This window comes from Companilactobacillus sp. y65-5, assembly GCF_057541095.1.
In genome coordinates, this window is record NZ_BAAJOA010000003.1 from 1 (window position 1) to 23392 (window position 23392).

Below are 23392 nucleotides of genomic sequence, written 5' to 3' on the forward strand. Positions count from 1 at the left end.
ATCGTTTTACTCACACCGCTTCACCTCCTTACTTGTATTTTATTATTATAATATATGAGTAATACCAAATCACGTCACACGCAAGATGTTGTAGAGCGGTATATCGAGAATCAAAAAAACGCCTCACGGCGTTAATTATCAAGCATTCATCTACCTGATTACAATCAGGAGATTTCTGCCTCAATTTTTAAAATTTTCTTTAATCTTCTTTATAATTCATTTAAGTTATTGCCATAACACCTTTAGAGCAACTTTTATACTACTTTACTATGTTAGAATTACAATAATTAAAAAGTACATTGAAGGGGTTTAATCATGGGGAAAACACAAAATAGAACTGGTTCCCCTAAGCACGGGGACACGCATATGAACAACAATCTAGTATCTTCAAAAGTTAAAAAATTAACTCGCAACGATGTCGAAATTACCATTAATTATATCGACTCGGTTGGGAATCAAATAGCTGACCCTGTCACGCTGCAAGGTCATTACATGGACAATTTGGATATGCCTTGGAAAACGATCCCAGGTTATGTTCTGTCGTCCGTTCAAAACTTCCAGCAATCATTCATCCCAAATTCTGACGGAATCTATCTGATCTACTTCAAGCAAATCGCTGCGCCTGTTGTCGTATACCACCGCAACACCAATGGTGAATTGATCTCTGACCCACAGTACATATATGGTGAATTGAACAAGGATTATCAAGCCAAGCCTTTGGCGGAAGCTGAACGCTTCTTGGTCAACTATCCTAAAGAATCTAAAGGTCAGTTTTCAAATCGAGTTCAAGAGTATGAGTTCATCTACAACACCATTCCCCTAGTCAACTACAAAGTCGATCAAGATTTATTCATCAAAACTAATGACAATGCCAATGTTTTTGAGGAACCCGGCAGTAAGGTACCTCTTCAATTACCACTGCCACATGATTCAACTTGGAGAGTGTACAAGGCTCTAAAAGAAACATACAGCAATGTCATCTGGTACAACCTCGGCGGTAGCACTTGGATCCCTAGTTCAGATGACATCACACCAGTTGTCTTGAAGGAATATACTACCAAGCAGATCGAGCAACAACGTCAACTGAATAACCCACTTAATGCTACTTGTGACAACATAAGCTACATCTATCAGATCATCGATAGCATGAATGTCAATCGGACAGTTAAAATCCTCTACTATGAAGATCAAAATGTGACTGCTTGGGAAACTCCATACGGTGAGATGGATAACAAGCGCTACTTCGGTGGACAGGAAGTCTTCGTAACTCGCTTGATTCAATTGGACAATTACAGCGTCTGGGCAGAGCTAAAAGATGGCTATTACATCGAAAGTAAATATTTAAACTTATAAAATCAAAAAAATTCGTTGCTGAAATTAATCAGTAACGAATTTTTTTCTACTATTATATTAACTCACCGATAGCAAATATCAGCGGGATCGTAACTAAGCTGAGAACAGTCGAGATACTCATCAGTGAAATGGCAGGACCAGCATCGCCGTGAGCCTGCAACGTGAATAAAACTACGATACCAGCTACTGGACAGGCTGACATGATGATAGTGGTAAAATAAGCCACTCCAGACACTCCCAGTGGTTTGAGCAAAAAGGCCATCATGATCGGATAAATCAAATTCCGCAAGACCAATGCTAAACCGATATTACGGTTGACCATATCCTTACTCAACTTGATATTCGCCAAGCTATTACCAATAACTATCATTGATAAGGGCGTGTTGATCGAACCAACGTATTTGACTACTTCGTTTAGCATGTTCGGTAATTTTAATGACAACAAGAACATGACTAAACCAACAACGATAGCAATCAGATTGGGATTAAACAGGACTTGCTTATAGTTGATTTTTTCTTCATCACTCTTAAATAAAGAAACCCCATGTGTCCAACTAAAGACATTGAATGCTGCTAAAGAGACGACAGCAAAAAACACCCCGGTCGAACCAAACAGCGCACTGATCAATGGTATCCCCATAAATCCAGCATTGGAATAAACGCTACCGTATTGAGTGATCCGTCGGAGATTTTTGTTTTGTAAGCGACCAAAAATCAACTTGGAAACCATGATCGAAATAATATAAAAAACAAGTAACCCCACAGCGACCAACATAAATTGCTTGATACGACTACTCGAGTATTCTTGCTCAAAGGCATTGATGATCAAGCAAGGTGAAACTACATAAAGCAATATATTCGTTAAATCGTTGGAAGTTTGCGCATGCATGAATTTGAATTTGTTGATAACCACACCTACTAGCATCAAACAAAACATCAACACGATTTGATTAGTTATTTGTCCTAAATTCATCTACAAACCCCCTTTTAAGATAAATAAAAAAGAGTGGCAATTCACTCTTATTTACAACTATATATTAAATTACGCAATTCTTCATTATCTGTTTTCGTGCCCACAGTTAATCTTAACCAATTGTCTCGTAAGCCGGTTCTTAACAAGTAACCGTTGTGCAACAAATAATCAGCTAGTTTGTCAGCTTCTGGATATTCGAAGAATATGAAGTTAGCCTGACTAGGATAATACGTGATCTTTTCTTTTTCAAAAAATTCTTCCCATAATTCGCGTTCAAAGTCATTTTTCTTAGTCACTTCTGCAACAAAATTGGTATCTTTAAAAGCCGCCGTTGCAGCGACTTGAGCGACTGAATTAACGTTGTATGGTAAACGAACTTTTTGAACATCCTCGCCTACTACTTGTGGGAAGACGGCATAACCAACACGGAAATTAGCTAGTCCATATGCTTTAGAAAAAGTTCGCATTACCACAATATTAGGATATTTTTTAGTTAATTCCATCGCCGAAGCGTTCGGGAGTGAAACAAAGTCGATATAGGCTTCATCGACTAAGACCATCGTATCCTTAGGAACTTGAGAGACAAATTTCTCGATATCGGCAACAGTTTCATAGACGCCAGTGGGATTATTCGGATTACAAATCCAAATCAGCTTTGTTTGACTAGTGATAGCATTTAGCATCCCCGCAAAATCTACATGTCCGTCATCCAGTGTGGGAATCCCCTTAACGACAGCTTCTTCGATCTCAGCGTGGAGAGCATACTCGGAGAAGGTCGGTGTAGTGACTAATTCAACACTGCCCGGTTCTAAGAAGACTCTCGAAAGCATCACGATGACTTCGTCTAATCCTACCCCAAAGACGATCTGAGTGGGATCGAGGTTGAATCTCTTCGAAATCAAGTTACGTAGTTCAGTCGCATCACCATCAGGATATAAGTTGGCTTGATCGTAATTCCAATTTATTACTGCCTCTTTGACTGCTGGTGAAGTTCCATAAGGATTTTCATTGGCAGATAATCTGACTAACTTGGAAAGTCCCAGTTCGTTTTTTAGTTGTTCCAGTGGTTTCTCAGGAACGTATGGTTGTAATTGTTGAATAACTTTTTTCATATCTATACCTGCCTACAAGTCTTTGATTTCTGGTCTGTCTTTGTATTCACTCATCAGACCCTCACGATTGGCTAATTCTGTTTTGATTTGGTCAAAGGTGATGCCTTGTTCCACCCACAATACGCATAGATGATATAACAAATCAGCTGATTCGTAGACTAATTCACCGTCGCCTCGTGGCTTATCAGGATTTTTAGCAGCGACTACCACTTCGGTAGATTCCTCACCGACTTTTTTGAGTATTTTATCGAGACCCTTAGAAAACAAGTAATCCGTGTATGAACCCTTCTTAGGATTATCTTTGCGATCTTTGATCATTGCGTATAATTCATCTAAATTTTGCATTTATTTTCCTCCTAAGACTGGATTGAAGAAGCAAGAACGATGACCTGTATGGCAAGCCGGTCCATGTGGTATGACTGAGACCAGCAGCGTGTCTAGGTCGCAGTCCAAGGTCATAGTGACAACATCTTGCAGGTTGCCACTAGTTTCACCTTTATGCCACAATTCTTGGCGTGAACGAGACCAAAACCAAGTTTGACCGCTCTTAATCGTCAGGTTATAACTCTCCTCGTTCATCCAAGCGACCATCAAAACATCCTTTGTCCGATCATCTGTGACCACGGTCGTTAGTAATCCATTAGAAAAATCTGGTTTCAATTCATCGGTCATCTTACAACGACACCTTCTTTTCTCGCTTCAGTTTTGACATCGTCGATCGTTAATTCACCAAAGTGAAAGACTGACGCTGCCAGTGCTCCATCGACATTGGCCTGCTTGAATACATCCGAAAAATCTGCAACTTTTCCAGCCCCGCCCGATGCAATGATCGGCACATTTACGACTTGATCGATTTTTTGATACAGTTCAATATCGAAGCCTTGCTTAGTTCCGTCTGCGTCCATGCTAGTGATTAGTAATTCCCCAGCACCACGGCGGACAACTTCTTTTGCCCAGTCGATGGCATTGAGTTCTGTCGCTGTTTTTCCGCCATGGACGTAGACGATGTACTCTCCTTGAGGATTCTTTTTCACATCGATTGCTACAACGATGCACTGATTACCAAACTTTTCAGCACCTTCTGTGATCAGTTCTGGGTTAGACACGGCGGCGGAATTGATAGCTACTTTATCCGCTCCTGCCTTCAATAATCTTTGAATATCAGCCACCGTACTGACACCACCGCCAATCGTCAGTGGCATGAAGACTTGTGAGGAGACCTTTTCGACTACATCTGCCATTGTTTTGCGTTGTTCGTTGGTAGCAGTGATGTCTAAAAAGACTAATTCATCTGCGCCTTGCTCTTGGTATTCAGCAGCAATCTCCACTGGATCACCAACGTCAGTTAAGTTGACGAAGTTAACACCTTTTTTGACCCTGCCATCATCAACGTCTAGACAAGGGATAATTCGTTTAGCTAACATTTTTTTCCACCTCCGCAATTTGTGCCAATGTGATCGTACCTTCATAGAGAGCCTTGCCGATGATAACATCGACTAATCCAAAAGCCTTGAGATGATGCAAGTCACGGAGGTCACGAATCCCGCCACTGGCGACTAAGTTCACTTGTGGCATGTCTTGCTTCAGCTTCCAAAGCAAGTCCAAATTGGGACCCTTCATCGTGCCATCACGTGAAACATCAGTCACGATAAAATGCTTAGCTCCATTATCGACCATGATCTTGATCAGATCCTCCATCTTGATATTTGACTGATCGATCCAACCATTGACTGCGACTTTGCCATCGTTCCCATCAACTCCAATAACGATCCGTTCGCCGCCGTATTCAGTTAATAAGTCTTTGACAAACTGTGGTCGCTCAATCGCTGCCGAGCCAATAATTATTCGATCGATCCCTAATTCCAAGTAATTCTTGGCAGTCAGATAGTCACGAATCCCGCCACCTAGTTCTAAGAATCCCACAAAATTTTCACGAATATTTTTGATGATCTCGAAATTTTGTGGCTTGCCTGACTTCGCCCCATCAAGATCGACTAAGTGTAATTGCCTGACGCCTGAAGCAATAATTTCTTTAGCTTGTTGCACTGGATCGTCATTGATCAAAGTAACCTTTTGATAATCACCTTTGAATAATCGAACACTTTGACCATTGTGTAAATCTATCGCTGGAAAAATCATGCTTCCACCACTCCTCGAAATTTTTCTAATAGTTCCAAACCTACTTTTCCACTCTTTTCAGGGTGAAATTGCATTCCATATACATTGCCATTTTGGACGATACTAGGAATAAAGGTTCCGTAATCCACACCCGCAATGACTGTAGTTTCGTCACAATCAGCGTAGTATGAATGAACAAAATAGGTAAATTGTTGATCAACAACATCAAAAGCACTGGATCGTAAAATACGGTTTTGATTCCAGCCCATCTGTGGAACTTTGACGTCAGCCTTAATAGCCTTTACATTTCCCGGTATCAAACCTAATCCAGCATGATTACCGTATTCTTCACTACTGTCAAACAACAACTGCATCCCCAAGCAGATTCCTAATATCGGTGTATCGTTAGCTGCGACTTGCTTAATGACTTCTACCAAATCACGTTTTTGCAATTCTTCCATGGCTGCAGCGAAGGCACCCACTCCGGGTAGGATCACCGCATCAGCACTCAAGATCTCAGCTGGATCATCGGTTAATTTGTTTTGGATATTCAAGTAGTCTAGCGCTTTGATGAGATTACGGGTATTTCCCGTATCGTAGTCGATAATGGCAAACATCAAATCACACCTTTCGTTGAGTTCACACCTTTGATCTCAGGATTGATCGTTACAGCTTCTCGCATGGATCTACCTAATGCTTTGAACAGGCTCTCCACCTTATGGTGAGTGTTTCTACCATAGAGAACTCTAGCGTGTAAGTTCATTTCGGCTGCGAAGGCAAAAGCTTGAAAGAAGTCTTCGACGGTCTCAGTGTCCAAACCTCCCAAACGTGGATTGGTCAGTTCGGCATCAAAAACAAGATAAGAACGGCCTGATAGATCGACACTTACTTGACCCAGAGTCTCATCCATTGGCACAAATTGTGTACCATAACGTTCGATGCCAGCCTTATCACCCAAGGCTTGCTTGAAACATTCACCCAAGACGATGCCTGTATCTTCTGTTGTATGGTGCGGATCGACATCTAGATCTCCGTTTGCTTCGACGACTAGGCCGAATCTGCCATGCTTGGCGAATAAATTCAACATGTGATCCAAGAAGCCGATACCAGTATCGATCTTAATACCTGACTGATCATCTAGGTTCAAGCTGATCTTGATTTGTGTCTCTTTAGTTTTGCGTTCGATGGTTGCTGTTCTCATATTTTATTGCCCTCTCGTATTCCAGTGATTTATTCAAAACGTGATTCGATAGCTCTGGCGTGCCCCTCGAGACCTTCTACACGTGCCAAAGTCGTGATAGCCTTAGCTTCTTTGGCTAAAGCTGGTTCGGTATATTGGATGAACGATGTCCGTTTAACAAAGTCATAGACACCTAGTGGTGATGAGAAGCGTGCTGTACCACCGGTTGGTAAAATATGATTAGGTCCAGCAACGTAGTCCCCGAGTGGTTCACTGGCATATTTTCCTAAAAAGACCGAACCAGCGTTTTTGATTTGATTCAAATATTGAGTAGGATTATCAACTTGTACTTCCAAGTGCTCTGGAGCAACTGTATTCATCAAGTCAAACATGTCATCAATTTTTTCAACCACGGCAATGAATCCCTTGTTATTAACTGACTCAGTGGCGATCTCCTCACGAGGCAAGGTTTTGAGTTGTTCATCAACTTCCACGCTGACTGCTTCTGCTAATTTTTGGCTATCAGTCACTAAGATGGGACGAGCTAACTTGTCGTGCTCAGCTTGTGACAATAAGTCTGCCGCTAATTGTTTAGGTTCGGCCGTATCATCAGCGATAATACCGATCTCTGAAGGTCCAGCTACCATGTCGATCGCTACTTGACCGAAGACTTGCTTCTTAGCAGTCGCAACGAAGATATTTCCCGGTCCAACGATCTTATCTACTCGTGGAATCGATTCAGTTCCAAAGGCTAAAGCAGCGATCGCCTGAGCACCACCGACTTGATAGATAGAATCCACACCGGCAATTTTGGCTGCGGCCAAGACTGCCGGATTGATGCCATCGGGCTGTGGAGGTGTGACGATGACTACTTGCTCTACACCCGCGATTTTGGCTGGTAAGGCACTCATCATGATAGTTGACGGATAGGCCGCTGTACCACCGGGTACATACAGACCAACTTTTTGTAGTGGCAACAACATTTGTCCACGAATGACACCGGGTTGTTCAGCATCTAAGAAGCCTTTTTCCTTCTCTTTCTCATGGAAACTCGTAATGTTCTTCTTAGCTAACAAGAGAGCTTGCTTTACTTCCTCGTCTAGATTGTCATAGGCTTCATCGATCACTGACTGTGGCAATTTGAAGTTTTCGATCGTTACGCGATCAAACTGCTCACCATAATCTTTCAAGGCTTGATCACCATTCTCGATGACATTTTCAATGATCTCACTGACACTTTGAGAAATCTTAGGATCATTCAGCTGGCGCGTCTTAGTTTGAACGATCTCTTTTAGTTCTGACAAACTCTTTTGATAAATTTTCATTGTGCTATCTCCCTGTCATTATTCATTTGAATTGCTTCACTTAAATTATCCACTAGGTTATAAATTTCATCTGAATGTTGTTTTAGTGACATGCGATTGACGACCAATCTAGTCGAAACCTTGTCTAAATAATCATAAATTTTTAAATTATTCTCGCGGATGGTAGTTCCTGTTTCAGTAATATCAACAATTGCATCGGCTAATCCGGTCAACGGCGCTAATTCAACTGAACCTTCGATCTTGATGATCTCGACATCCTGACCCAACCTGTCAAAGTATCGCTTGGTGATATTAGGATACTTCGTGCCAATAATCTTTCGTCTCGGTGCATCCGGGTCAAACTCCGGTGTCGATGCGAGAACGAATTGACATTTACCAATATCTAAATCGAGCAACTCGTACTGTGTGCTGTGATGTTCCGTTAAAATATCACTACCAACGATGCCGATATCGGCGGCTCCACGTTCCAAGAAAGTCGTAACGTCCGGCCCTTTAGCTAAGATGAATTCGTATGGTTGTGACTGGGAGTCAAAAACCAAGCGACGCTTTTTGTTGCGAAGCTGTGTACAATCAATTCCCGCATTCTCTAGTAGCGGTACAACTTGTTTCTCTACTCGTCCTTTAGTCAAGGCGATTTTTATTCTTTCACTCTGTGTCATCCTTATCGCCTCCGGTTAAATCTAAGAACTTGGCACCCATTTGGTCTGCTTCTACTCGTGCCCGTCCTCTACTATCTGATAGTGATAAAACGCTGTTGGGAATTTTTTTGAGAACCTTTTCTGCCTCATTCCACTGTGTATTATCAAAATAAATCACGGTCTTAGTTTTTTTAGCCGTCTTCTTTAGTGCCAAATCCGAGATAACGTCGATATCGATTCCCATGCCGACTGCCGCTTCTGTTTGGTCTTGGAAATTAGCTAGTAATTTGTCGTAACGTCCGCCGCTGAATAAATATCCCGCGCCGTCCTTTGAGAATCCTCGAAAGGTCAAACCCGTGTAGTATTTTTGTGGTGCACGACTACAAAGGTCTAGTGAGACATTTTGCTTGGGCATTGTTTCGCGAATCCAATCGAAGATTTCTTTCAACGTGTCGATCTTTACTTGAATCATGACTGGCAAGTCAAATTGTCGTAGTTGTTCAAAAATAGCATCAGGTTTACCGAATAGACGCGGCCATTTTTTGAGAAAAGTGTATAGCTCATTGTTCGAGAATTTACTGATAAGTTTTTCATAAACGGGAATCCGTTTGTTATACAGAGCCAACAAGACTTCTTCTTGCAAGTCCTCATCATCGGTGATCAATCGTAAAATCCCCCGCGCAAAATCGGCATATCCTAATTCGATCTCGACTGAATCATCTAATAATTCTTCACTCAACTGGTTAATTATCATCAAGCATTCCAGTTCAGCTTTGATCGACTTGTAACCGATCAATTCAATCCCCGCTTGAGTGGCTTCATTGTATGAACCTGACAGCTTGCGACTGATCCTAAAAATATCACCGATATAAAAAAATTTTTGTGGTAACGGTATATTGGTTGTACTTAAAAACCTTGCGATCGGTAAGGTTAAATCTGGTCGAAGGACTAATGTGTCTTCATCTTGATCTAGGAAACGATACATTTGGTAGTTGCCCAATTGATATGGCTCAAAAACTTGTTCTTTTTCTAACAGCGGTGTAGAAATTCTTGCAAAGCCGCGTGTCTCAAAATGTCGTTGAATCACCGATATAATGCTTTGCTTAACGGTAGCACGACTGCCGAATTCATCTCGCGTCCCTAGTGGTAATAAATTATTTCTCATTTCTACGCCCCCTTATTTTGATAAAAAAATAGCGCCTCTTAACAAATAAAAATTTGTTAAGAGGACGCTACTAAACGTGGTTCCACCTCATTTCATCCAATCCTTGCGAATTAGACCTCGTGTTGGCTGAGTCAACTTGGATAACGAATCCACTCGGTAAAGCCTACTGATTTCAGCTTTACAGTTCATAGGTGTGTGTTCGTCAATAACTTCCATCCTGATCTCAGCTTAGAGGACTCTCTGTTGTATTGGTTATTACTACTTTTCCTAATCATCACTATTATTAAAATAAAATTAGTATTTTTAATAATCATTTAATTTAAAGTTAATAATAGAAGCTGGCAAGTCATCTGTCAAGCTAAAATTGCAGATTGGACCAAATGTTGTCCGTGTCCGACTGACTGGATGTCGTGTGCATCTGAGCCATAGATCATTGGTATCGCTAGTTGTTGCGCAAGGTCGGTGATTTGTTTTCCGGGGTAAAAATCATTGCATAGTGGTTTGTATAATCCCGCGAGATTGAGATCCAATTCCCGCTTTTGTTGTTTGATAGTTTGCAGTATAGCTGTGATAAGTTCCATATTTTGTTGATCACAATCTTCCGTCAAGCCAAAATAGTCTTGGTATTTTCTAACCAAACTCATGTGACCGATTCGTTGTGGACGATATTCTCCTAAGTCAGCCTCAATGGACTTTTGAACCGTCAGGTAATACTGTCTGAAAATATCTTGTGGGTCGTTCAAAAATTGTGCGAAACCTGCTTGAAAGTCAGTAGTATCGTAGTCAACGCTCCACTGCTTCTGACCTTTGCCTTGCATGAAGTGGACTGATAAGATACTCTCTTGGGTTTGAGGACCATATTCATCCAAAAAATCCTTCGTCCAATCCTCAAATCCTTCCAAGTAGTCAACTTCAAATCCAATCGAGATCTCTAGCTCTGGCTGATACTTCTTTTGCAGTCTTCGCATTTCTTCCATATAAGCTGGCAGATCTGTCAAAGCCATTGCGCCGGTCTCGAAACCATCAGGGTTCCCATCATAGACGCTCTTAAAATCTGGAGGTAGCGGTGCATGTTCTGTAATGCAATACTTCTTCATCCCTAATTGAATCGCCCGCAAAATCATTTTTTCAGTTGGTTCACCACTTCCGTGTTGGCAAAACTCAGTATGCGTATGTCCGTCCAGTAACATTCGATCACCCCTATTTTTTTCATTAAACTTAGCACAAAAAAAATAATTAAACAAAAAAAACTTTTCCCTTGACGTGGAACGGGTTCCACACTTTAAGATGCACTTGTAAGATAAATAAAGCAAAGTGGACCGACGTCGTGACACTCGTTTAATAATAAGGAGTGTTATATTATGCAAATTTCTCAAGAAAATATTTTTACAAATGTTTATTTACCAAATACTAACGAGGTTAATGTTTTATCGATCATTTCGACTGCTATCGCTGAAAAAATAGACATTGATGAGCAAGAGATCAAGAGTGGCTTCTTGGCACGTGAAGCCTTGGGCAGTACAGCTTTTGGTGACAAATTCGCCATCCCTCACGCTAATTCGAGCGAAGTTCATCACACACATGTCTTCGTCTTCACCTTTGATGAGGGAATCGATTGGCGCTCTGAAGATGATGAGTTGGTCAATGTTGTAGTCGCACTGATCATGCCTAGAAATGATCATCAAGAAGATTATCATGAAATCATCGACAACCTCCGCCATGATTCAGCGGACAGCGTATTCCTAGATAAAATACAAAGTAGTTTGAGCAATCCGGAAATATTGTCCGACTTATTGAGTAAATCTGTCGCTACTCTGTCATAATTGTAGACGGTACCAAATATTTTTAGAGGTGAAATATATGAATATTCATGATATCGCTAAGATAAGCGGTTATTCGTCTTCAACTGTTTCACGAGTTATCAACAATCGTAATTATGTTTCTGATACGGCTCGCAAAAACATTCAAAAAGTGATTCGAGACTTTGACTACGTCCCTAATGACGTAGCTCGAGATCTCAGCAATGGTCAAACTCACAATATCGGTGTCGTCTTGCCTCATACTGATCATCCCTACTACACACAACTAGTCGAGGGTATCATGAGTGCGGCCTTTCCAGCTGGGTATCGGGTAGTCATTTTGCCATCAAAGTTCGAGGCTAACCTGGAATTAGACTACCTCAATCGCTTGCGACGCAAAGCATATGATTCTATTATCTTCACCTCACACGGTATTTCACTCAAAAAACTTCTCAAGTATCAAGCCTATGGATCGATCGTTATTTGTCACAATCCCGGCGATCTCAACATCGCTGCGTCATTTACTCATCGTGAAGAGTCATACATCGAAGCATTTCAGTGGATTAAACAAGGCAACTATCAAAATATCGCCATTCTATTGAGTCGCCCCTATGCGATCAGTGCTACTGCTCAAAAGGTCTTTCAGGCGTATCGAGAAACTTTTAATTCCGATCCCAACGAAAACTTATTGAATACTAACGTCACGACCTATGATGACGGGTACCATGTCGCTGAATTATTTCACCAAAACCAGCAAGAACCGGACGTATATTTCGCCAACGGTGATGATATAGCGGCGGGTGTGCGCCAGTTCTACTTGGACAATGATCTGCCCGTTCCCACCTTGATCGGACAGGAAAATCAATTATCAGGCAAGATACTCAACATACCGACCATCGATCATCACTTCCACAAAGTAGGCCAGCTTGCTTGTCAGTTAGCCATCAACAATCAAATCAAACAACTATCCGTAGATTCAGAATTCATATATAGGAATCAAAAAAACATCGAAAATTAATTCGATGTTTTTTTATTGCGCTTATTAGCCGTTGGAATATTTAATTGTTCACGATACTTAGCAACAGTTCTCCTTGCGACTTCTGAACCTTGTTCCTTTAGTAAATCTGAAATCTTCTGATCACTCAGAGGTTTTTCTTCGCTGTCGATCAAGTCTTTGATCTGTTGCTTAACTTGATCCACTGAACGACTCTTGACCCCATCAACGACCTTGCTTCGTCTAGAGAAGAAGTGTTTCAGCGAGAATAGTCCGAAGTCAGTTTGGATGTACTTGCCATTGATAGCACGACTGACTGTGGATTCACTGAGTTGTAGTTTTTGTGCAACGTCCCGTAGCAATAATGGTTCTAGGCAATCCGACTCCTGTGTGAAGAACTGGTACTGCTTATTGACGACTACCTTACCGATCATTGAGATAGTCTTGATACGACGTTCCAAATTGTATTCCAAAGTCTGATATTGATCGTATTTTTGTTTGATATATTTTTTGACATCACTATCAACTGACTTAGACAGCATCTCGTATGTTTCTTCCGCAAAAATTAATTTTGGCTGTCCATATCTAGTCATCGCGAGGCTCAACTTGCCACCATTGTTTTTGACCTGTAATTCAGGTACGACATATTGTAAGTCACTACCGTTATATCGTTCACCGGGCGCTCCTGATAATGACTTGATGTAGTCGATATTATCTTCTAGAGTATCTGCATCAATGTGTAGCTTCTCACTCAACTGTTGCCAATCATGCGCCACCATCAGATCAAAGTACTTGTCCAAAATAACTTCGGCAAATTCCGGAGCCTCGTTATCTGCCTGAGCTTGTAAGAAGAGGCATTCACGTAAATCATGTGCCCCTACCCCGGGTGGATCCAGTTGTTGTAACAACGTCTTGGCATCTAACAACATGATCTTGTCGATCTTTAATTCTTTAAGAATTTCTTTATCGGTCAGTGGCAAATAACCATTGGGATCTAATTGCTCGACTAAATAAATCACCAAGTCACGTAGAGGCGTCTTCCTCATCGTCAATTGAACTTGGTCTAATAAGTATTCGAAGAGTGATTGAGTATTATCTCTCAATTGATATGATTGATTGTCACGAGTTCCCTGCATGAATGGAACATCCAAATTAGTATGAACGTCAAATAACGGATTTTCTAGACTGATGTCCTTCAAGTATTCACTGAGATCGATAGCGTCTGACTGTAACATCAAAATCGACTGACGCATTCCTTGTGTTAATGATAATTTTTGTAATTGCTTTTGGCTTAACTGCTGGCCTTGTGCGAGTTGCATAATATATTGCCCTCCTTTCGGGTCAAAAAAATTTGCGTTAGAGCTTCTTTCAGAATTAATGATAGCGCTTTTTTAATATTTTGTAATTGTTTATTTATATATTTCAGAGACTATTATCCAAAAAAGTCGTCATTCCTGACCCATTTAAGCGAATCAAACGATTCTTGAATTCCTCTCGAGTGAACTTGACTTCGTTATTATTCCGCAGTCTAAACAGCATCAATGTATTTCGAATCATAAAACTCGAGCTGATAAAAGCATCGGTCTTACTGATCCGATACGATTCGCTGATAGCTACGGCAAAACTCTCTGAAATCTTGGACTCAACTCGGCGTGATAAGAAACTATACTCATCTGATGTGATCATAAAAGTATAGAAATCACGGGATTGCTCGAAAAGATCAAACACCCGATCAAACGTCTCTCCCGGATGTGACAAGGTCTTGTTGATCGGTCTAACGACCATCGTTTTGATCAGTTGTTCTGCCAATTCATCCGCAAAAGTATAAGCAAAGTCGTCCAAAGAATCATAGTGTAGATAAAATGTCTTGCGGTTCACATTGGCTTTTTCAGTCAAGGCTTGAATCGTAATATCACGATAGCTCATATCTCTAGCCATTTCACGAAAGGCGTCTCTCAATGCTGAGATGGTTTTTTCAACTCTACGATCTGTACTCATAACGTTATACCCCATTTTTATCTGTCGTGTGGATTAATACTCATATGTGAATAATTTGGTGTAGCAATCAATTCCCTAAGAAGTTATTCTTTCTACACAAGTGAGTATTAACTTTGCTCACAGTATAATACTTTTTTTAAAACTGGGTGGAATTATGATAAAAGCTGAATGGAAATATATTTTAAAACATAAATTCATGTTGATAGTCTTGATCGTTATTATGTTCATCCCTTCGATTTATTCAGTGACATTTTTGAAGTCGATGTGGAACCCGTATCAGGAATTGAATAAAATTCCGGTTGCCGTGGTGAATGAAGATGAGAGCGTCAAGTATCAAGGTAAGGATTTAGCAGTCGGCAACAATTTAACAAAAAACCTCAAACATTCGTCTGCCATGGACTTCCAGATTTTGCAATCGGATAAGACTGCCCGTAATGGTTTGAAGAAGGGTAAATACTATATGGTCATAACCATCCCGAAAAACTTCTCCAAAGACGCCACTACTTTGATGGCGCCGCATCCACAAAAAATGGTCTTAAAATACGAGACCAGTGCTGGCCATAATTATACCGCCTCTAAGATGACCGCCACTGCTGCCAAACAAGTCGCTCAAAATGTCTCACAGCAGATCACCAAGAACTACTCCAAAACGATGTTTGAAAGTATCGAAAAACTCGGTAACGGCATGAAGACTGCCTCCGATGGTAGTGCAAAAGTGGTTTCTGGCGACAAAAAGTTATCCACAGCTAATCAAACGATCACGACCGGATTGAATCAATTAGCCGCCAGTTCTCTGACTTTTTCCGATGGCACGAACACACTCAGTCAAGGGTTAAATAACTATATTGAGGGTGTTGATCAGTTAGAGAGCGGCAGTCAAACTCTGACCAGCGGTGTAAATCAACTATCTAGCAAATCGTCTGTCTTAGTCAATGGCGTTGGTAAATTAGCGAATGGCTCTTCTAGCTTGAATTCAGGAATCCAGACTTACACTGCTGGCGTTAACAATCTCAATTCCGCCACAAAATCACTTAGTTCTGGTTCGGATTCTCTAAAAAATGGTGTTGGTAAATTACATCAGAGTTCAGCGGCACTGACTACGGGCATGGACCAAGTCTCTGCTGCTAGTGCTCAACTATCAACTCAATTACAAAAAGTAAATGACGGTGCACTAGAAAGCCAGGATGATTTAAGCAAATTGAGTTCGTCAGTCTCAGACTTACAAAGCGCCCTAGCCGACAAGGGCCAATCCGATACACTTGGTAAGGATCTCGATACACTTCAAAAAAGTATCGAGAATAATCAAAGTGGTTTAAAAAATAAATTGTCCGATGTGGCGGATAAGCAAGGGCTGACCGCCGCACAAAAATCTGCCATCCTCGCTGCCGTGGATGATAATGATTCCAATAGTGACATCACCCAAGCTGCGTCAGACTTGAGTAGTGATCTGAATAATTTGGCGACCTCACAAAGTGCCGCTGTTGATGGTCTAGGAACTATCCAATCGTCATTAACCGCCATGTCCCAATCCGGTCTAACTACCGCCATCGGACAACTCACCGACGGCTCTAAACAATTGACGACTAGTCTAGTCACAGTGGATTCAGGCATGAATCAGCTCAACAGTGGTATTACTCAATTGAACGATAGCACATCAACGCTAGCCTCTGGAGCTGATCAAGTGGCTTCTGGGAGCAATCAACTCGCTAACAACAGCAATAGTCTCATGTCGGGTTCCGAGTCCTTGAGCAGTGGTATCAATTCCTTGGACTCGCAAATGCCAACATTGCAAAGTGGCATCTCACAACTCAGTAGTGGTGCTGATCAATTAAGCTCTGGTTTCAATAAGCTGACTAGCAACAATGACAGCTTGACCTCTGGTGCAAACCAACTAGGCAGTGGCGCCGATCAGATTTCAACCGGTGCCAACAAATTAGCGTCTGGATCAGCTCAATTAGGCTCAGGCTTGACTACTGCGACTTCAGGTAACAAGACCTTAGCTACACAATTAGCTAAGGGAGCTAAGAAGGCCCGAGTTAATCCAAGTCAACTGACGTATAATCAAATCGCTAAACCAGCAACTACCAAACATACCGATCATGATGACGCTCCTAATAACGGAACTGGTATGGCACCTTACATGCTGTCAGTCTCCTTGTTCGTTGGAGCTTTAGCATTCAATATGATGTTCGATACTTATTCGCCTAGAAAATACCCACGCAGTGGTGTTAGCTGGTGGATCAGTAAAGCTTCTGTTCAATTAGTCTTTGCGGTGTTTGAAGCCGTGATCGTATTTGGATTATTGACTATGATCGATGGTCTCGCACCGATCCATCCCTTCGCCACTCTAGGAATGATCTTCTGCACTGCTCTAGTATTTATGTCGATAATCGGTTGGTTGAACTTAGTCCTAGGTAAAGTTGGAGCGTTCTTGAGTATGATCCTATTGGTATTACAATTAGGTGGATCAGCTGGAACTTATCCGATCCAACTCTCCAATGGCTTCTTCAATGCCATCCACCCCTGGCTACCAATGTCATACAGCGTTGCAGGATTAAGAGAGACACTCATGATCGGCAACTCCGCTGTCTCTGAAATGATAACTCTCTTAGGTATCACTGCCGCCTTCACTGGCATGAGTATCTTGTTCTTCATTCGTCGTAGATCAAGAATCAAACGAATCGACTTCAACAGTCGTACTGCCGAGAGATCACTTACGTAAAAAGATGTATTCAAAAAAACTGAGATAAAATTTATCTCAGCTTTTTCTATGCTTTCATACGACTTTTTATCAAGCGTCCAATATTTTCAGATACTTGTTCGATATTTTTTTGTGAATCAGTAATCGCCTTATCCAAGCTCTCTACACCGGGTACACAAGTAAAAATCGCATCAATACCGAGCGGGTATAGTTCTGAAATCCTATCACCGACACTCCCAGCGACCCCAATGACTGTTGCATCTGGATTAACGCTCTTAGTAGCTTGGCTGACACCGATAGGGGTCTTTCCAAACTTAGTCTGGAAGTCTATCTGACCCTCACCTGTTAGGACTACATCAGCATCTCTTACTTGTTCTTGCAAGCCAGTGTAATCGACCACGATGTCGACACCTGATTGAAGTTTGGCATTTGTGAAGGCTAATAATCCCGCACCCAAACCGCCAGCAGCTCCAGCACCAGGTGTTTGTTCTAAGTCCTTGCCTAAGTCACGCTTGATCACGTCAGCGTAATGTGACAGTGCCTGATCTAAGAATTCGACCATTTCAGCACTCGCACCTTTTTGTGGTCCGAAGACATACGAAGCTCCATCTTTACCAGTTAAGGGATTAGTTACATCAGATGCGACAACTATTTTGACATCATTCAATTCTGGCATCATCTCACTGACATCGATCTTAGCTAGTTTTTCCAGTACAGCTCCACCATACTTGAGTTCTTCACCTTGTTCATCCAGTAAATGTGCCCCTAGAGCCTGTGCCATCCCTGCGCCACCATCATTGGTCGCTGAACCTCCGATACCGATGATGATAGTTCTGGCACCACGTTCGATTGCTGCCTTCATCAATTGACCGGTCCCATAAGTCGTCGTGATATAGGGATTCTTCGTGAAGTCGTTGATAAATTGAATCCCTGATGCTTCAGCCATTTCAATCACGGCAACTTCACCGTCGTCAATCACTCCATAATGTGCTTCTGTTGGAGCACCCAAGGGATTGATGACTTGCTCTGTCAGGATTTTACCATTCTTAGCATCTACTAGTGATTGAACCGTCCCTTCACCGCCATCTGCCATCGGTACTCTGACATATTCAGCATCTGGATAGACTCTTTCAAGTCCTGTTTGCATTGCTTGTGCCACTTGTTTGGCAGTTAAAGAATTTTTAAATGAATCTGGGGCTAGTACAAATTTCATCTTTCATCTCTCCTTTTTTTAGAACAATCCACCGTACATTAATGTGGCAACGATCGTCATTGATAATCCGACTAACATCTCCCAGAAAACGACACTCATTCTCTCTTTGAAGTTCATATGAACTGCTTCGGCAGTTACGTGGAAGTAATTACCATGTGGTAGTTGATCGATAACTGTGGCTCCAGTGTGGACCATTGCGGCTGCACCAGTACCTGTGATACCGAGCGCCATGATCGACTTACTGAAGGAATTAGAAGCTAAGATCACACCTGTCGATGTCGAACCAGTAGCGGCTGCCATCAAGATACCAGCGATTGGTGCTAAGAATGAACCTGAGACACCTGACATCTTAACTAACGAAACAATCTGTTGTGGTAGATCTGAAGCTGAAATCAATCCAGCGATAGCACCGGCACCGATCAAGATCATAACAACATCTGTCATTCGAGCTAGTCCGTTCTTCATGTAGGTTAGAAACTTACGTTGTTGTCCCATAGCTAGTGTTCCTACTAAACCAGCGATCGGTAGAATATACATTGCATCGATATTGATACTCGATAGGGCTTTGATACCTAACACGTCCCCGACTGGAGTTATCAACAATAAGACTACGGCAACTAGTGGTGTAGTTATTGCGGCACCAAAACTTGGCAAGTCTTTAACTTCTTTTTTAGTGAATTTTTGATCTTCAGGTACAAAAGTTCCTTTATTCTTGATCAACATTGCCAAAATCACGGCAACTAGTAAACCAACGACTGCAGGGATGAAGTCTGCAATCATGACTTGAGATAATTCAACATTGAAACCCTTAGCGGCAGCGATCGTATTAGGATTAGGCGAAATAATATTTCCCGCCTTTCCACCACCAGATAAAGCAACTAGTAATGATAGCTTGCTATAATGCATTTTTTGACCGACCTCTAACGCGATCGGTGCAACGATCAAGACGGCGACTGGGATAAAAATACCTACGCCAGTCAATACCATCGTTGATAGAGCTAGTGCCAAGATTGTCAATCTATCACTGAAGTGACTGACGATGTTAGTAGCAATGACATTAGCGGCACCAGATTCCATCATTACGCCCGCTAAAACACCAGCAGCAATAACTCTGACAATCGTCCCCATAACTCCGGAACTTCCATCAACAATGATAGTAGTAGTCTTGGCTAATCCCATTCCTCCCAATAAACATCCGACAATACTTCCCATCATCAACGAATAGACAGGATTGACTTTGAATAAAATTAAAATAATTGCTAAAGCTAAACCAATTAAGGCTGCCCACCATGCGATCATCTGATCTCCTCCTCAAACACATTCTTGTTAAAATATTAACAATTCAATTTACGAAGAATATAATATCTTTTCGATAATTTTTGTTCAATGTGCATTTGCACAAAGTTTTTTGTCGTTTAAATATGAAAACGGATTCCGTTATTGGTATAATAGGATTATTATTTTTATTTATCATGAAAAATAATCAAAAGCACAAGTAAACGTATTTATGAAATATTTAACAAAACGGTTGTCATAAACCTAGATTGTGCTTTTTTCACAAAATGGAGGCATCAAAATGAAACTTGACCCGATCCTCGCTCAATCGATCGTTGATAAAATGATGGACAGTATCCCCTACAATATCAATATGATGAATGAGCACGGCTACATCATTGCCAGCGGTGATAAATCCCGTATCCAGACGTTGCATGTTGGTGCCGTCGATGCCATCGCTAACGGCGAAACTTTACCGATGATTCAGTCATACGGGACACATGGACAACCGGGCGTCAATATTCCCGTCCAATTCCAAAATCAAATCATCGGTGTTGTCGGGATAACTGGTGACCCTGAAAAAGTTACACCGCTCGCCTCACTCTTAAAAATCTCGACCGAATTATTGATCACGCAGAGTTATAACAATCAAGTGGAAGCACAACACAAGAATCGCCTTAATAGATTTCTCTATCAGTGGATCGAAGTCACAGATGATCTAGATGATCAGAGTGAATTAGAAATCGAAGCCAAACTATTACAAATCGACATCAACTTGAAGCGCTACGCCATCGTCGTCGAAACAAACGACATGACAAAACTCAACGTCAATAGCGGTGACTACACCTTAGCCTTATCACCGCACAGCACCGTAATCATCACCGCATCTGATTCCGCGATGGAACACTATCTCAATAAATCCCACAGCAAACGTATCACTATCGGTGTGGGCACTAAGACCACACTCTTAGGTATATCTATCAAAGAAGCACAGAGTACGATTCATATTTCCAAAATATTTAATTTATCCGATACACATTTTTATTCACAAATAAGTTTTATCGATCGCATCCTAGCGACTGACCTATCCTCAAAACATTTGATCAATAAATTCAACAATCTCTATCAAACTGACAGCGGTCGTGAATTGATCGATACGCTGGCGTGTTACTTCAAATCCAATTGTAGTGTCACGCAAACTTCAGTCCAATTACATATTCATCGCAATACTACAAATTATCGACTAAATAAAATCTCAGAATTGTTCGTTTTAGATTTACACAACCTAGATGAAACCTTTAAACTGTATGTGAACTACTTATTCTTCCAAGAACTGATCTACAAAAGAAATCATTAAAAATTAGGAGAAAAAATATGCGACGAATAAAATTTAATGAACAACCTACATCAATTATTGGTATGGGCACCTGGCGTATCGGTGAAAAAGCTGACAAGTTTGACGAAGAAGTAAAGACGATTCGCTACGGATTAGAACACGGCATCACCTTGATCGACACGGCCGAGATGTATGGCGAAGGTGAGTCCGAAACTTTGGTTGGTAAGGCCATTCAAGGTTATGACCGCGATAAGTTCCAATTGATTTCTAAGTTCTATCCTCATCACGCAACTCCCGAATTGATCAAAAAAAGTTTGCACGACAGTCTGAAGAGGCTCCAGACTGACTACCTGGATTCTTACTTACTACATTGGCGTGGCGATACTCCACTGGCTGAAACCATCTCTGGTCTTGAAGACGTCAAAAAAGCCGGTTACATCAAAAGTTGGGGTGTTTCCAACTTCGATATAAACGACTTAAAAGAACTCGATTCATTACCAGACGGTCAAAATTGCCAAATCAACCAAAACTTATACAACATCGAAAGTCGTGGCGTTGAATTCAGCATTCTCGGCTGGCAAAAAGAACATGATATTTCATTCATGGGTTATTCGCCATTTGGTTCTGACCAAAATGCCTACTTACAACCTAAAGAGATAGTCCAAGAAATAGCCGACCAAAAACACATCACGGTCTTTCAATTACTGTTATCTTGGGCAATCAGAAACAACGATGTCCTAAGTATCCCTAAGACTAGTTCGGTTGAACATCTCAAGAGCAACTTACAGGCGGTAGACGTGACATTCACTAGCGATGAGTTAGCACTCTTAGATAACTATTATCCAGCACCAGCTACTGAAGAACCACTCGACACGATCTAATCCGCAATAATTTTATTTGCAAGATAGCCGATTATCAATCCCAATAAGGCCGGAACGATCCATCCCAAGCCTAAACTGGAAAATGGTAAGAGGCTATTTATTTTGAGTATCGAATGGATTTGGAGATTTTTCGGCATGTTTTCGATCCCCGCAAAAATCGCCGGCACCAGTGTGAATAGCAGCGTTATGCCGTAGAGCAGTTTTGAATGTCCCAAAATCGGCGATAAGACTGACAACAATATCAATACGATCGCGATAGGATAGATGAACATCAAAACTGGAGTTGAATACTTGATGATATTCGTCAAACCGACATTTGACATCAGACATGACAAGACGGTAGCAACGATGATCATCACTTGATAGTTGGCACGTGGAAACATCTCGACCATCGAGTCACCGAAGGCAGAGATGGCACCAATAGCTGTTTTTAAACAAGCAATGATCACGATAACTGCCAGCAACAAACTACCGACAGAGCCGAAGTAATAACTGAAGACTTGTGCCAACGTCACACCACCATTGTCGGCTAAGTCCAGCTTACCTAGACTCATGGCTCCGATCAATGCTAGTAAGGCATATAAGATTCCCATTAAAATAATACTGATTGTACCTGACTTGATAGTTTCTCTAGCAATCTGGGCTGGCTTCGTAATACCTAGGTCTTTGATCGAATCAATAACTACGACACCAAAAGCTAACGAAGCTAAGGCGTCCATCGTATTGTATCCTTCTGTAAAACCTGACAAGATCGGGCTAGTGCGATAAGCCTTTTGTGGAAGTGCTGACAGATCACCCATTGGTTTGACAAAGGCTGTCACGATCAAGATCCCTAACAAGATCAAAAAGATCGGCGTCAGCCATTTGCCGACATATGTCATCAACTTACTTGGCTTACGAGCAAACCACCACGAAACTGCAAAGAAGACGATTGAAAAAATTGCTAGAACTACTTTTTGATTTTCAACTGGTGTGAATGGAGCCAATCCCATTTGAAATGACGAAGTTGCTAGTCTTGGTGTCGCGAAGAAAGGTCCAATCGTCAAATACAATAGCATCGTAAAGATATATGCAAAGGGACGATTGACCTTCTCTGATAATTCAAAAACACTATTAGAACGTGTCAATCCCATCCCAGCAACGCCTAATAACGGTAATCCAATCCCGGTTATTAAGAATCCAAAAATTGCTGGAACGACGTTTTGTCCGGCTTGTTGACCCATAAAGACTGGAAAGATAAGGTTTCCTGCTCCAAAGAATAGGCCAAACAACATCGAACCGATAAATAGCGAGTTACGCCATGATAACTTATTTTCCATTAAATTTTCACC

23 protein-coding genes and 1 other annotated feature are annotated in these 23392 nt (G+C 41.4%); of the genes, 6 read left to right on the plus strand and 17 right to left on the minus strand.

The annotated features are described in order from the left end of the window. Positions 1-315: 315 nt before the first annotated feature. Positions 316-1353, plus strand: coding sequence for a MucBP domain-containing protein (locus AC27FM_RS06475; protein WP_487086904.1), 1038 nt, complete (start codon positions 316-318; stop codon positions 1351-1353). A gap of 52 nt (positions 1354-1405) precedes the next feature. Here the strand turns inward: AC27FM_RS06475 and AC27FM_RS06480 are convergent, their stop codons facing one another. The 12 genes from AC27FM_RS06480 to hisJ all read right to left on the minus strand — a co-directional run bounded on the left by AC27FM_RS06480 (position 1406) and on the right by hisJ (position 11054). Continuing rightward, the gene (locus AC27FM_RS06480) at positions 1406-2326 is read right to left on the minus strand and encodes an AEC family transporter (protein WP_487086906.1); all 921 of its coding nucleotides are present in this window, start codon (positions 2324-2326) and stop codon (positions 1406-1408) included. Positions 2327-2373: 47 nt separating this feature from the next. Next, complete coding sequence (gene hisC / locus AC27FM_RS06485; RefSeq protein ID WP_487086907.1) at positions 2374-3438, minus strand: histidinol-phosphate transaminase; 1065 nt, start codon at positions 3436-3438, stop codon at positions 2374-2376. Between the two features lie 12 nt (positions 3439-3450). Then, positions 3451-3783: a phosphoribosyl-ATP diphosphatase gene (gene hisE / locus AC27FM_RS06490; RefSeq protein ID WP_487086909.1), complete on the minus strand. Its 333-nt coding sequence runs from the start codon at positions 3781-3783 to the stop codon at positions 3451-3453. Then, positions 3784-4098, minus strand: coding sequence for a phosphoribosyl-AMP cyclohydrolase (gene hisI, locus AC27FM_RS06495; protein WP_487087207.1), 315 nt, complete (start codon positions 4096-4098; stop codon positions 3784-3786). An 8-nt stretch (positions 4099-4106) separates the two neighbouring features. Continuing rightward, positions 4107-4862 carry an imidazole glycerol phosphate synthase subunit HisF gene (hisF, locus tag AC27FM_RS06500; RefSeq protein ID WP_487086911.1) on the minus strand — a complete coding sequence of 252 codons (756 nt, stop codon included), beginning with the start codon at positions 4860-4862 and terminating at the stop codon, positions 4107-4109. Further along, the gene (gene hisA / locus AC27FM_RS06505) at positions 4852-5577 is read right to left on the minus strand and encodes a 1-(5-phosphoribosyl)-5-[(5-phosphoribosylamino)methylideneamino]imidazole-4-carboxamide isomerase (RefSeq protein WP_487086913.1); all 726 of its coding nucleotides are present in this window, start codon (positions 5575-5577) and stop codon (positions 4852-4854) included. The genes hisF and hisA overlap by 11 nt, the downstream gene beginning before the upstream one ends. Then, a complete protein-coding gene (gene hisH / locus AC27FM_RS06510; protein WP_487086915.1) occupies positions 5574-6173 on the minus strand; it encodes an imidazole glycerol phosphate synthase subunit HisH in 600 nt (199 codons plus the stop codon). Before hisH ends, hisA begins: the two co-directional genes overlap by 4 nt. After that, entirely contained in the window at positions 6173-6757 is a 585-nt protein-coding gene (hisB, locus tag AC27FM_RS06515) for an imidazoleglycerol-phosphate dehydratase HisB (RefSeq protein ID WP_487086917.1), read from the minus strand. Before hisB ends, hisH begins: the two co-directional genes overlap by 1 nt. 29 nt (positions 6758-6786) lie before the next feature. Continuing rightward, positions 6787-8061, minus strand: coding sequence for a histidinol dehydrogenase (hisD, locus tag AC27FM_RS06520; protein ID WP_487086919.1), 1275 nt, complete (start codon positions 8059-8061; stop codon positions 6787-6789). After that, positions 8058-8720: an ATP phosphoribosyltransferase gene (gene hisG, locus AC27FM_RS06525; protein ID WP_487086920.1), complete on the minus strand. Its 663-nt coding sequence runs from the start codon at positions 8718-8720 to the stop codon at positions 8058-8060. The genes hisD and hisG overlap by 4 nt, the downstream gene beginning before the upstream one ends. Further along, entirely contained in the window at positions 8707-9864 is a 1158-nt protein-coding gene (locus AC27FM_RS06530; RefSeq protein WP_487086922.1) for an ATP phosphoribosyltransferase regulatory subunit, read from the minus strand. The genes hisG and AC27FM_RS06530 overlap by 14 nt, the downstream gene beginning before the upstream one ends. A gap of 57 nt (positions 9865-9921) precedes the next feature. Beyond that, positions 9922-10148 (minus strand) — a binding site (T-box leader). 69 nt (positions 10149-10217) lie between these two features. Next, entirely contained in the window at positions 10218-11054 is an 837-nt protein-coding gene (gene hisJ / locus AC27FM_RS06535; RefSeq protein ID WP_487086924.1) for a histidinol-phosphatase HisJ, read from the minus strand. A gap of 171 nt (positions 11055-11225) precedes the next feature. Between hisJ and AC27FM_RS06540 the strand changes: the two genes are divergently transcribed. Next, entirely contained in the window at positions 11226-11687 is a 462-nt protein-coding gene (locus tag AC27FM_RS06540; protein ID WP_487086926.1) for a PTS sugar transporter subunit IIA, read from the plus strand. A 37-nt stretch (positions 11688-11724) separates the two neighbouring features. Continuing rightward, positions 11725-12681: a LacI family DNA-binding transcriptional regulator gene (locus AC27FM_RS06545; protein WP_487086928.1), complete on the plus strand. Its 957-nt coding sequence runs from the start codon at positions 11725-11727 to the stop codon at positions 12679-12681. Here the strand turns inward: AC27FM_RS06545 and rpoN are convergent. After that, entirely contained in the window at positions 12678-13976 is a 1299-nt protein-coding gene (rpoN, locus tag AC27FM_RS06550; RefSeq protein ID WP_487086930.1) for an RNA polymerase factor sigma-54, read from the minus strand. The two genes, AC27FM_RS06545 and rpoN, sit on opposite strands and share 4 nt — an antisense overlap. A 103-nt stretch (positions 13977-14079) precedes the next feature. Beyond that, complete coding sequence (locus AC27FM_RS06555) at positions 14080-14655, minus strand: TetR/AcrR family transcriptional regulator (protein WP_487086932.1); 576 nt, start codon at positions 14653-14655, stop codon at positions 14080-14082. A gap of 154 nt (positions 14656-14809) precedes the next feature. Here AC27FM_RS06555 and AC27FM_RS06560 point away from each other — a divergent pair, with 154 nt between their 5' ends. Next, positions 14810-17377, plus strand: a complete 2568-nt coding sequence (locus AC27FM_RS06560; protein ID WP_487086934.1) for a YhgE/Pip family protein — start codon at positions 14810-14812, stop codon at positions 17375-17377. A gap of 46 nt (positions 17378-17423) precedes the next feature. Here the strand turns inward: AC27FM_RS06560 and AC27FM_RS06565 are convergent, their stop codons facing one another. Together AC27FM_RS06565 and AC27FM_RS06570 are read right to left on the minus strand one after the other, a co-directional pair. Beyond that, positions 17424-18569, minus strand: a complete 1146-nt coding sequence (locus AC27FM_RS06565; protein WP_487086936.1) for a glycerate kinase family protein — start codon at positions 18567-18569, stop codon at positions 17424-17426. Positions 18570-18587: 18 nt separating this feature from the next. Further along, complete coding sequence (locus AC27FM_RS06570; RefSeq protein WP_487086938.1) at positions 18588-19868, minus strand: GntP family permease; 1281 nt, start codon at positions 19866-19868, stop codon at positions 18588-18590. A gap of 277 nt (positions 19869-20145) precedes the next feature. Here AC27FM_RS06570 and AC27FM_RS06575 point away from each other — a divergent pair, with 277 nt between their 5' ends. Continuing rightward, a complete protein-coding gene (locus AC27FM_RS06575) occupies positions 20146-21201 on the plus strand; it encodes a CdaR family transcriptional regulator (RefSeq protein ID WP_487086940.1) in 1056 nt (351 codons plus the stop codon). 17 nt (positions 21202-21218) lie between these two features. Then, on the plus strand, positions 21219-22061 hold the full coding sequence (locus tag AC27FM_RS06580; RefSeq protein WP_487086942.1) for an aldo/keto reductase: 843 nt from the start codon (positions 21219-21221) through the stop codon (positions 22059-22061). On the opposite strand, the gene brnQ is transcribed toward AC27FM_RS06580, so the two are convergent. Then, entirely contained in the window at positions 22058-23380 is a 1323-nt protein-coding gene (brnQ, locus tag AC27FM_RS06585; RefSeq protein WP_487086943.1) for a branched-chain amino acid transport system II carrier protein, read from the minus strand. The two genes, AC27FM_RS06580 and brnQ, sit on opposite strands and share 4 nt — an antisense overlap. Positions 23381-23392 lie beyond the last annotated feature (12 nt).

Bases quoted from the DNA above. Each gene is read 5' to 3' on its own strand.
- AC27FM_RS06575 (WP_487086940.1), top strand. From the start codon at position 20,146: ATGAAACTTGACCCGATCCTCGCTCAATCGATCGTTGATAAAATGATG.
- AC27FM_RS06530 (WP_487086922.1), bottom strand. From the start codon at position 9,864: ATGAGAAATAATTTATTACCACTAGGGACGCGAGATGAATTCGGCAGT.
- hisJ (WP_487086924.1), bottom strand. From the start codon at position 11,054: ATGTTACTGGACGGACATACGCATACTGAGTTTTGCCAACACGGAAGT.
- AC27FM_RS06475 (WP_487086904.1), top strand. From the start codon at position 316: ATGGGGAAAACACAAAATAGAACTGGTTCCCCTAAGCACGGGGACACG.
- AC27FM_RS06540 (WP_487086926.1), top strand. From the start codon at position 11,226: ATGCAAATTTCTCAAGAAAATATTTTTACAAATGTTTATTTACCAAAT.
- hisD (WP_487086919.1), bottom strand. From the start codon at position 8,061: ATGAAAATTTATCAAAAGAGTTTGTCAGAACTAAAAGAGATCGTTCAA.
- hisA (WP_487086913.1), bottom strand. From the start codon at position 5,577: ATGATTTTTCCAGCGATAGATTTACACAATGGTCAAAGTGTTCGATTA.
- hisB (WP_487086917.1), bottom strand. From the start codon at position 6,757: ATGAGAACAGCAACCATCGAACGCAAAACTAAAGAGACACAAATCAAG.
- rpoN (WP_487086930.1), bottom strand. From the start codon at position 13,976: ATGCAACTCGCACAAGGCCAGCAGTTAAGCCAAAAGCAATTACAAAAA.
- AC27FM_RS06570 (WP_487086938.1), bottom strand. From the start codon at position 19,868: ATGATCGCATGGTGGGCAGCCTTAATTGGTTTAGCTTTAGCAATTATT.
- AC27FM_RS06555 (WP_487086932.1), bottom strand. From the start codon at position 14,655: ATGAGTACAGATCGTAGAGTTGAAAAAACCATCTCAGCATTGAGAGAC.
- AC27FM_RS06580 (WP_487086942.1), top strand. From the start codon at position 21,219: ATGCGACGAATAAAATTTAATGAACAACCTACATCAATTATTGGTATG.
- AC27FM_RS06480 (WP_487086906.1), bottom strand. From the start codon at position 2,326: ATGAATTTAGGACAAATAACTAATCAAATCGTGTTGATGTTTTGTTTG.
- AC27FM_RS06545 (WP_487086928.1), top strand. From the start codon at position 11,725: ATGAATATTCATGATATCGCTAAGATAAGCGGTTATTCGTCTTCAACT.
- hisG (WP_487086920.1), bottom strand. From the start codon at position 8,720: ATGACACAGAGTGAAAGAATAAAAATCGCCTTGACTAAAGGACGAGTA.
- hisC (WP_487086907.1), bottom strand. From the start codon at position 3,438: ATGAAAAAAGTTATTCAACAATTACAACCATACGTTCCTGAGAAACCA.
- hisH (WP_487086915.1), bottom strand. From the start codon at position 6,173: ATGTTTGCCATTATCGACTACGATACGGGAAATACCCGTAATCTCATC.
- hisF (WP_487086911.1), bottom strand. From the start codon at position 4,862: ATGTTAGCTAAACGAATTATCCCTTGTCTAGACGTTGATGATGGCAGG.
- brnQ (WP_487086943.1), bottom strand. From the start codon at position 23,380: ATGGAAAATAAGTTATCATGGCGTAACTCGCTATTTATCGGTTCGATG.
- hisE (WP_487086909.1), bottom strand. From the start codon at position 3,783: ATGCAAAATTTAGATGAATTATACGCAATGATCAAAGATCGCAAAGAT.
- AC27FM_RS06560 (WP_487086934.1), top strand. From the start codon at position 14,810: ATGATAAAAGCTGAATGGAAATATATTTTAAAACATAAATTCATGTTG.
- AC27FM_RS06565 (WP_487086936.1), bottom strand. From the start codon at position 18,569: ATGAAATTTGTACTAGCCCCAGATTCATTTAAAAATTCTTTAACTGCC.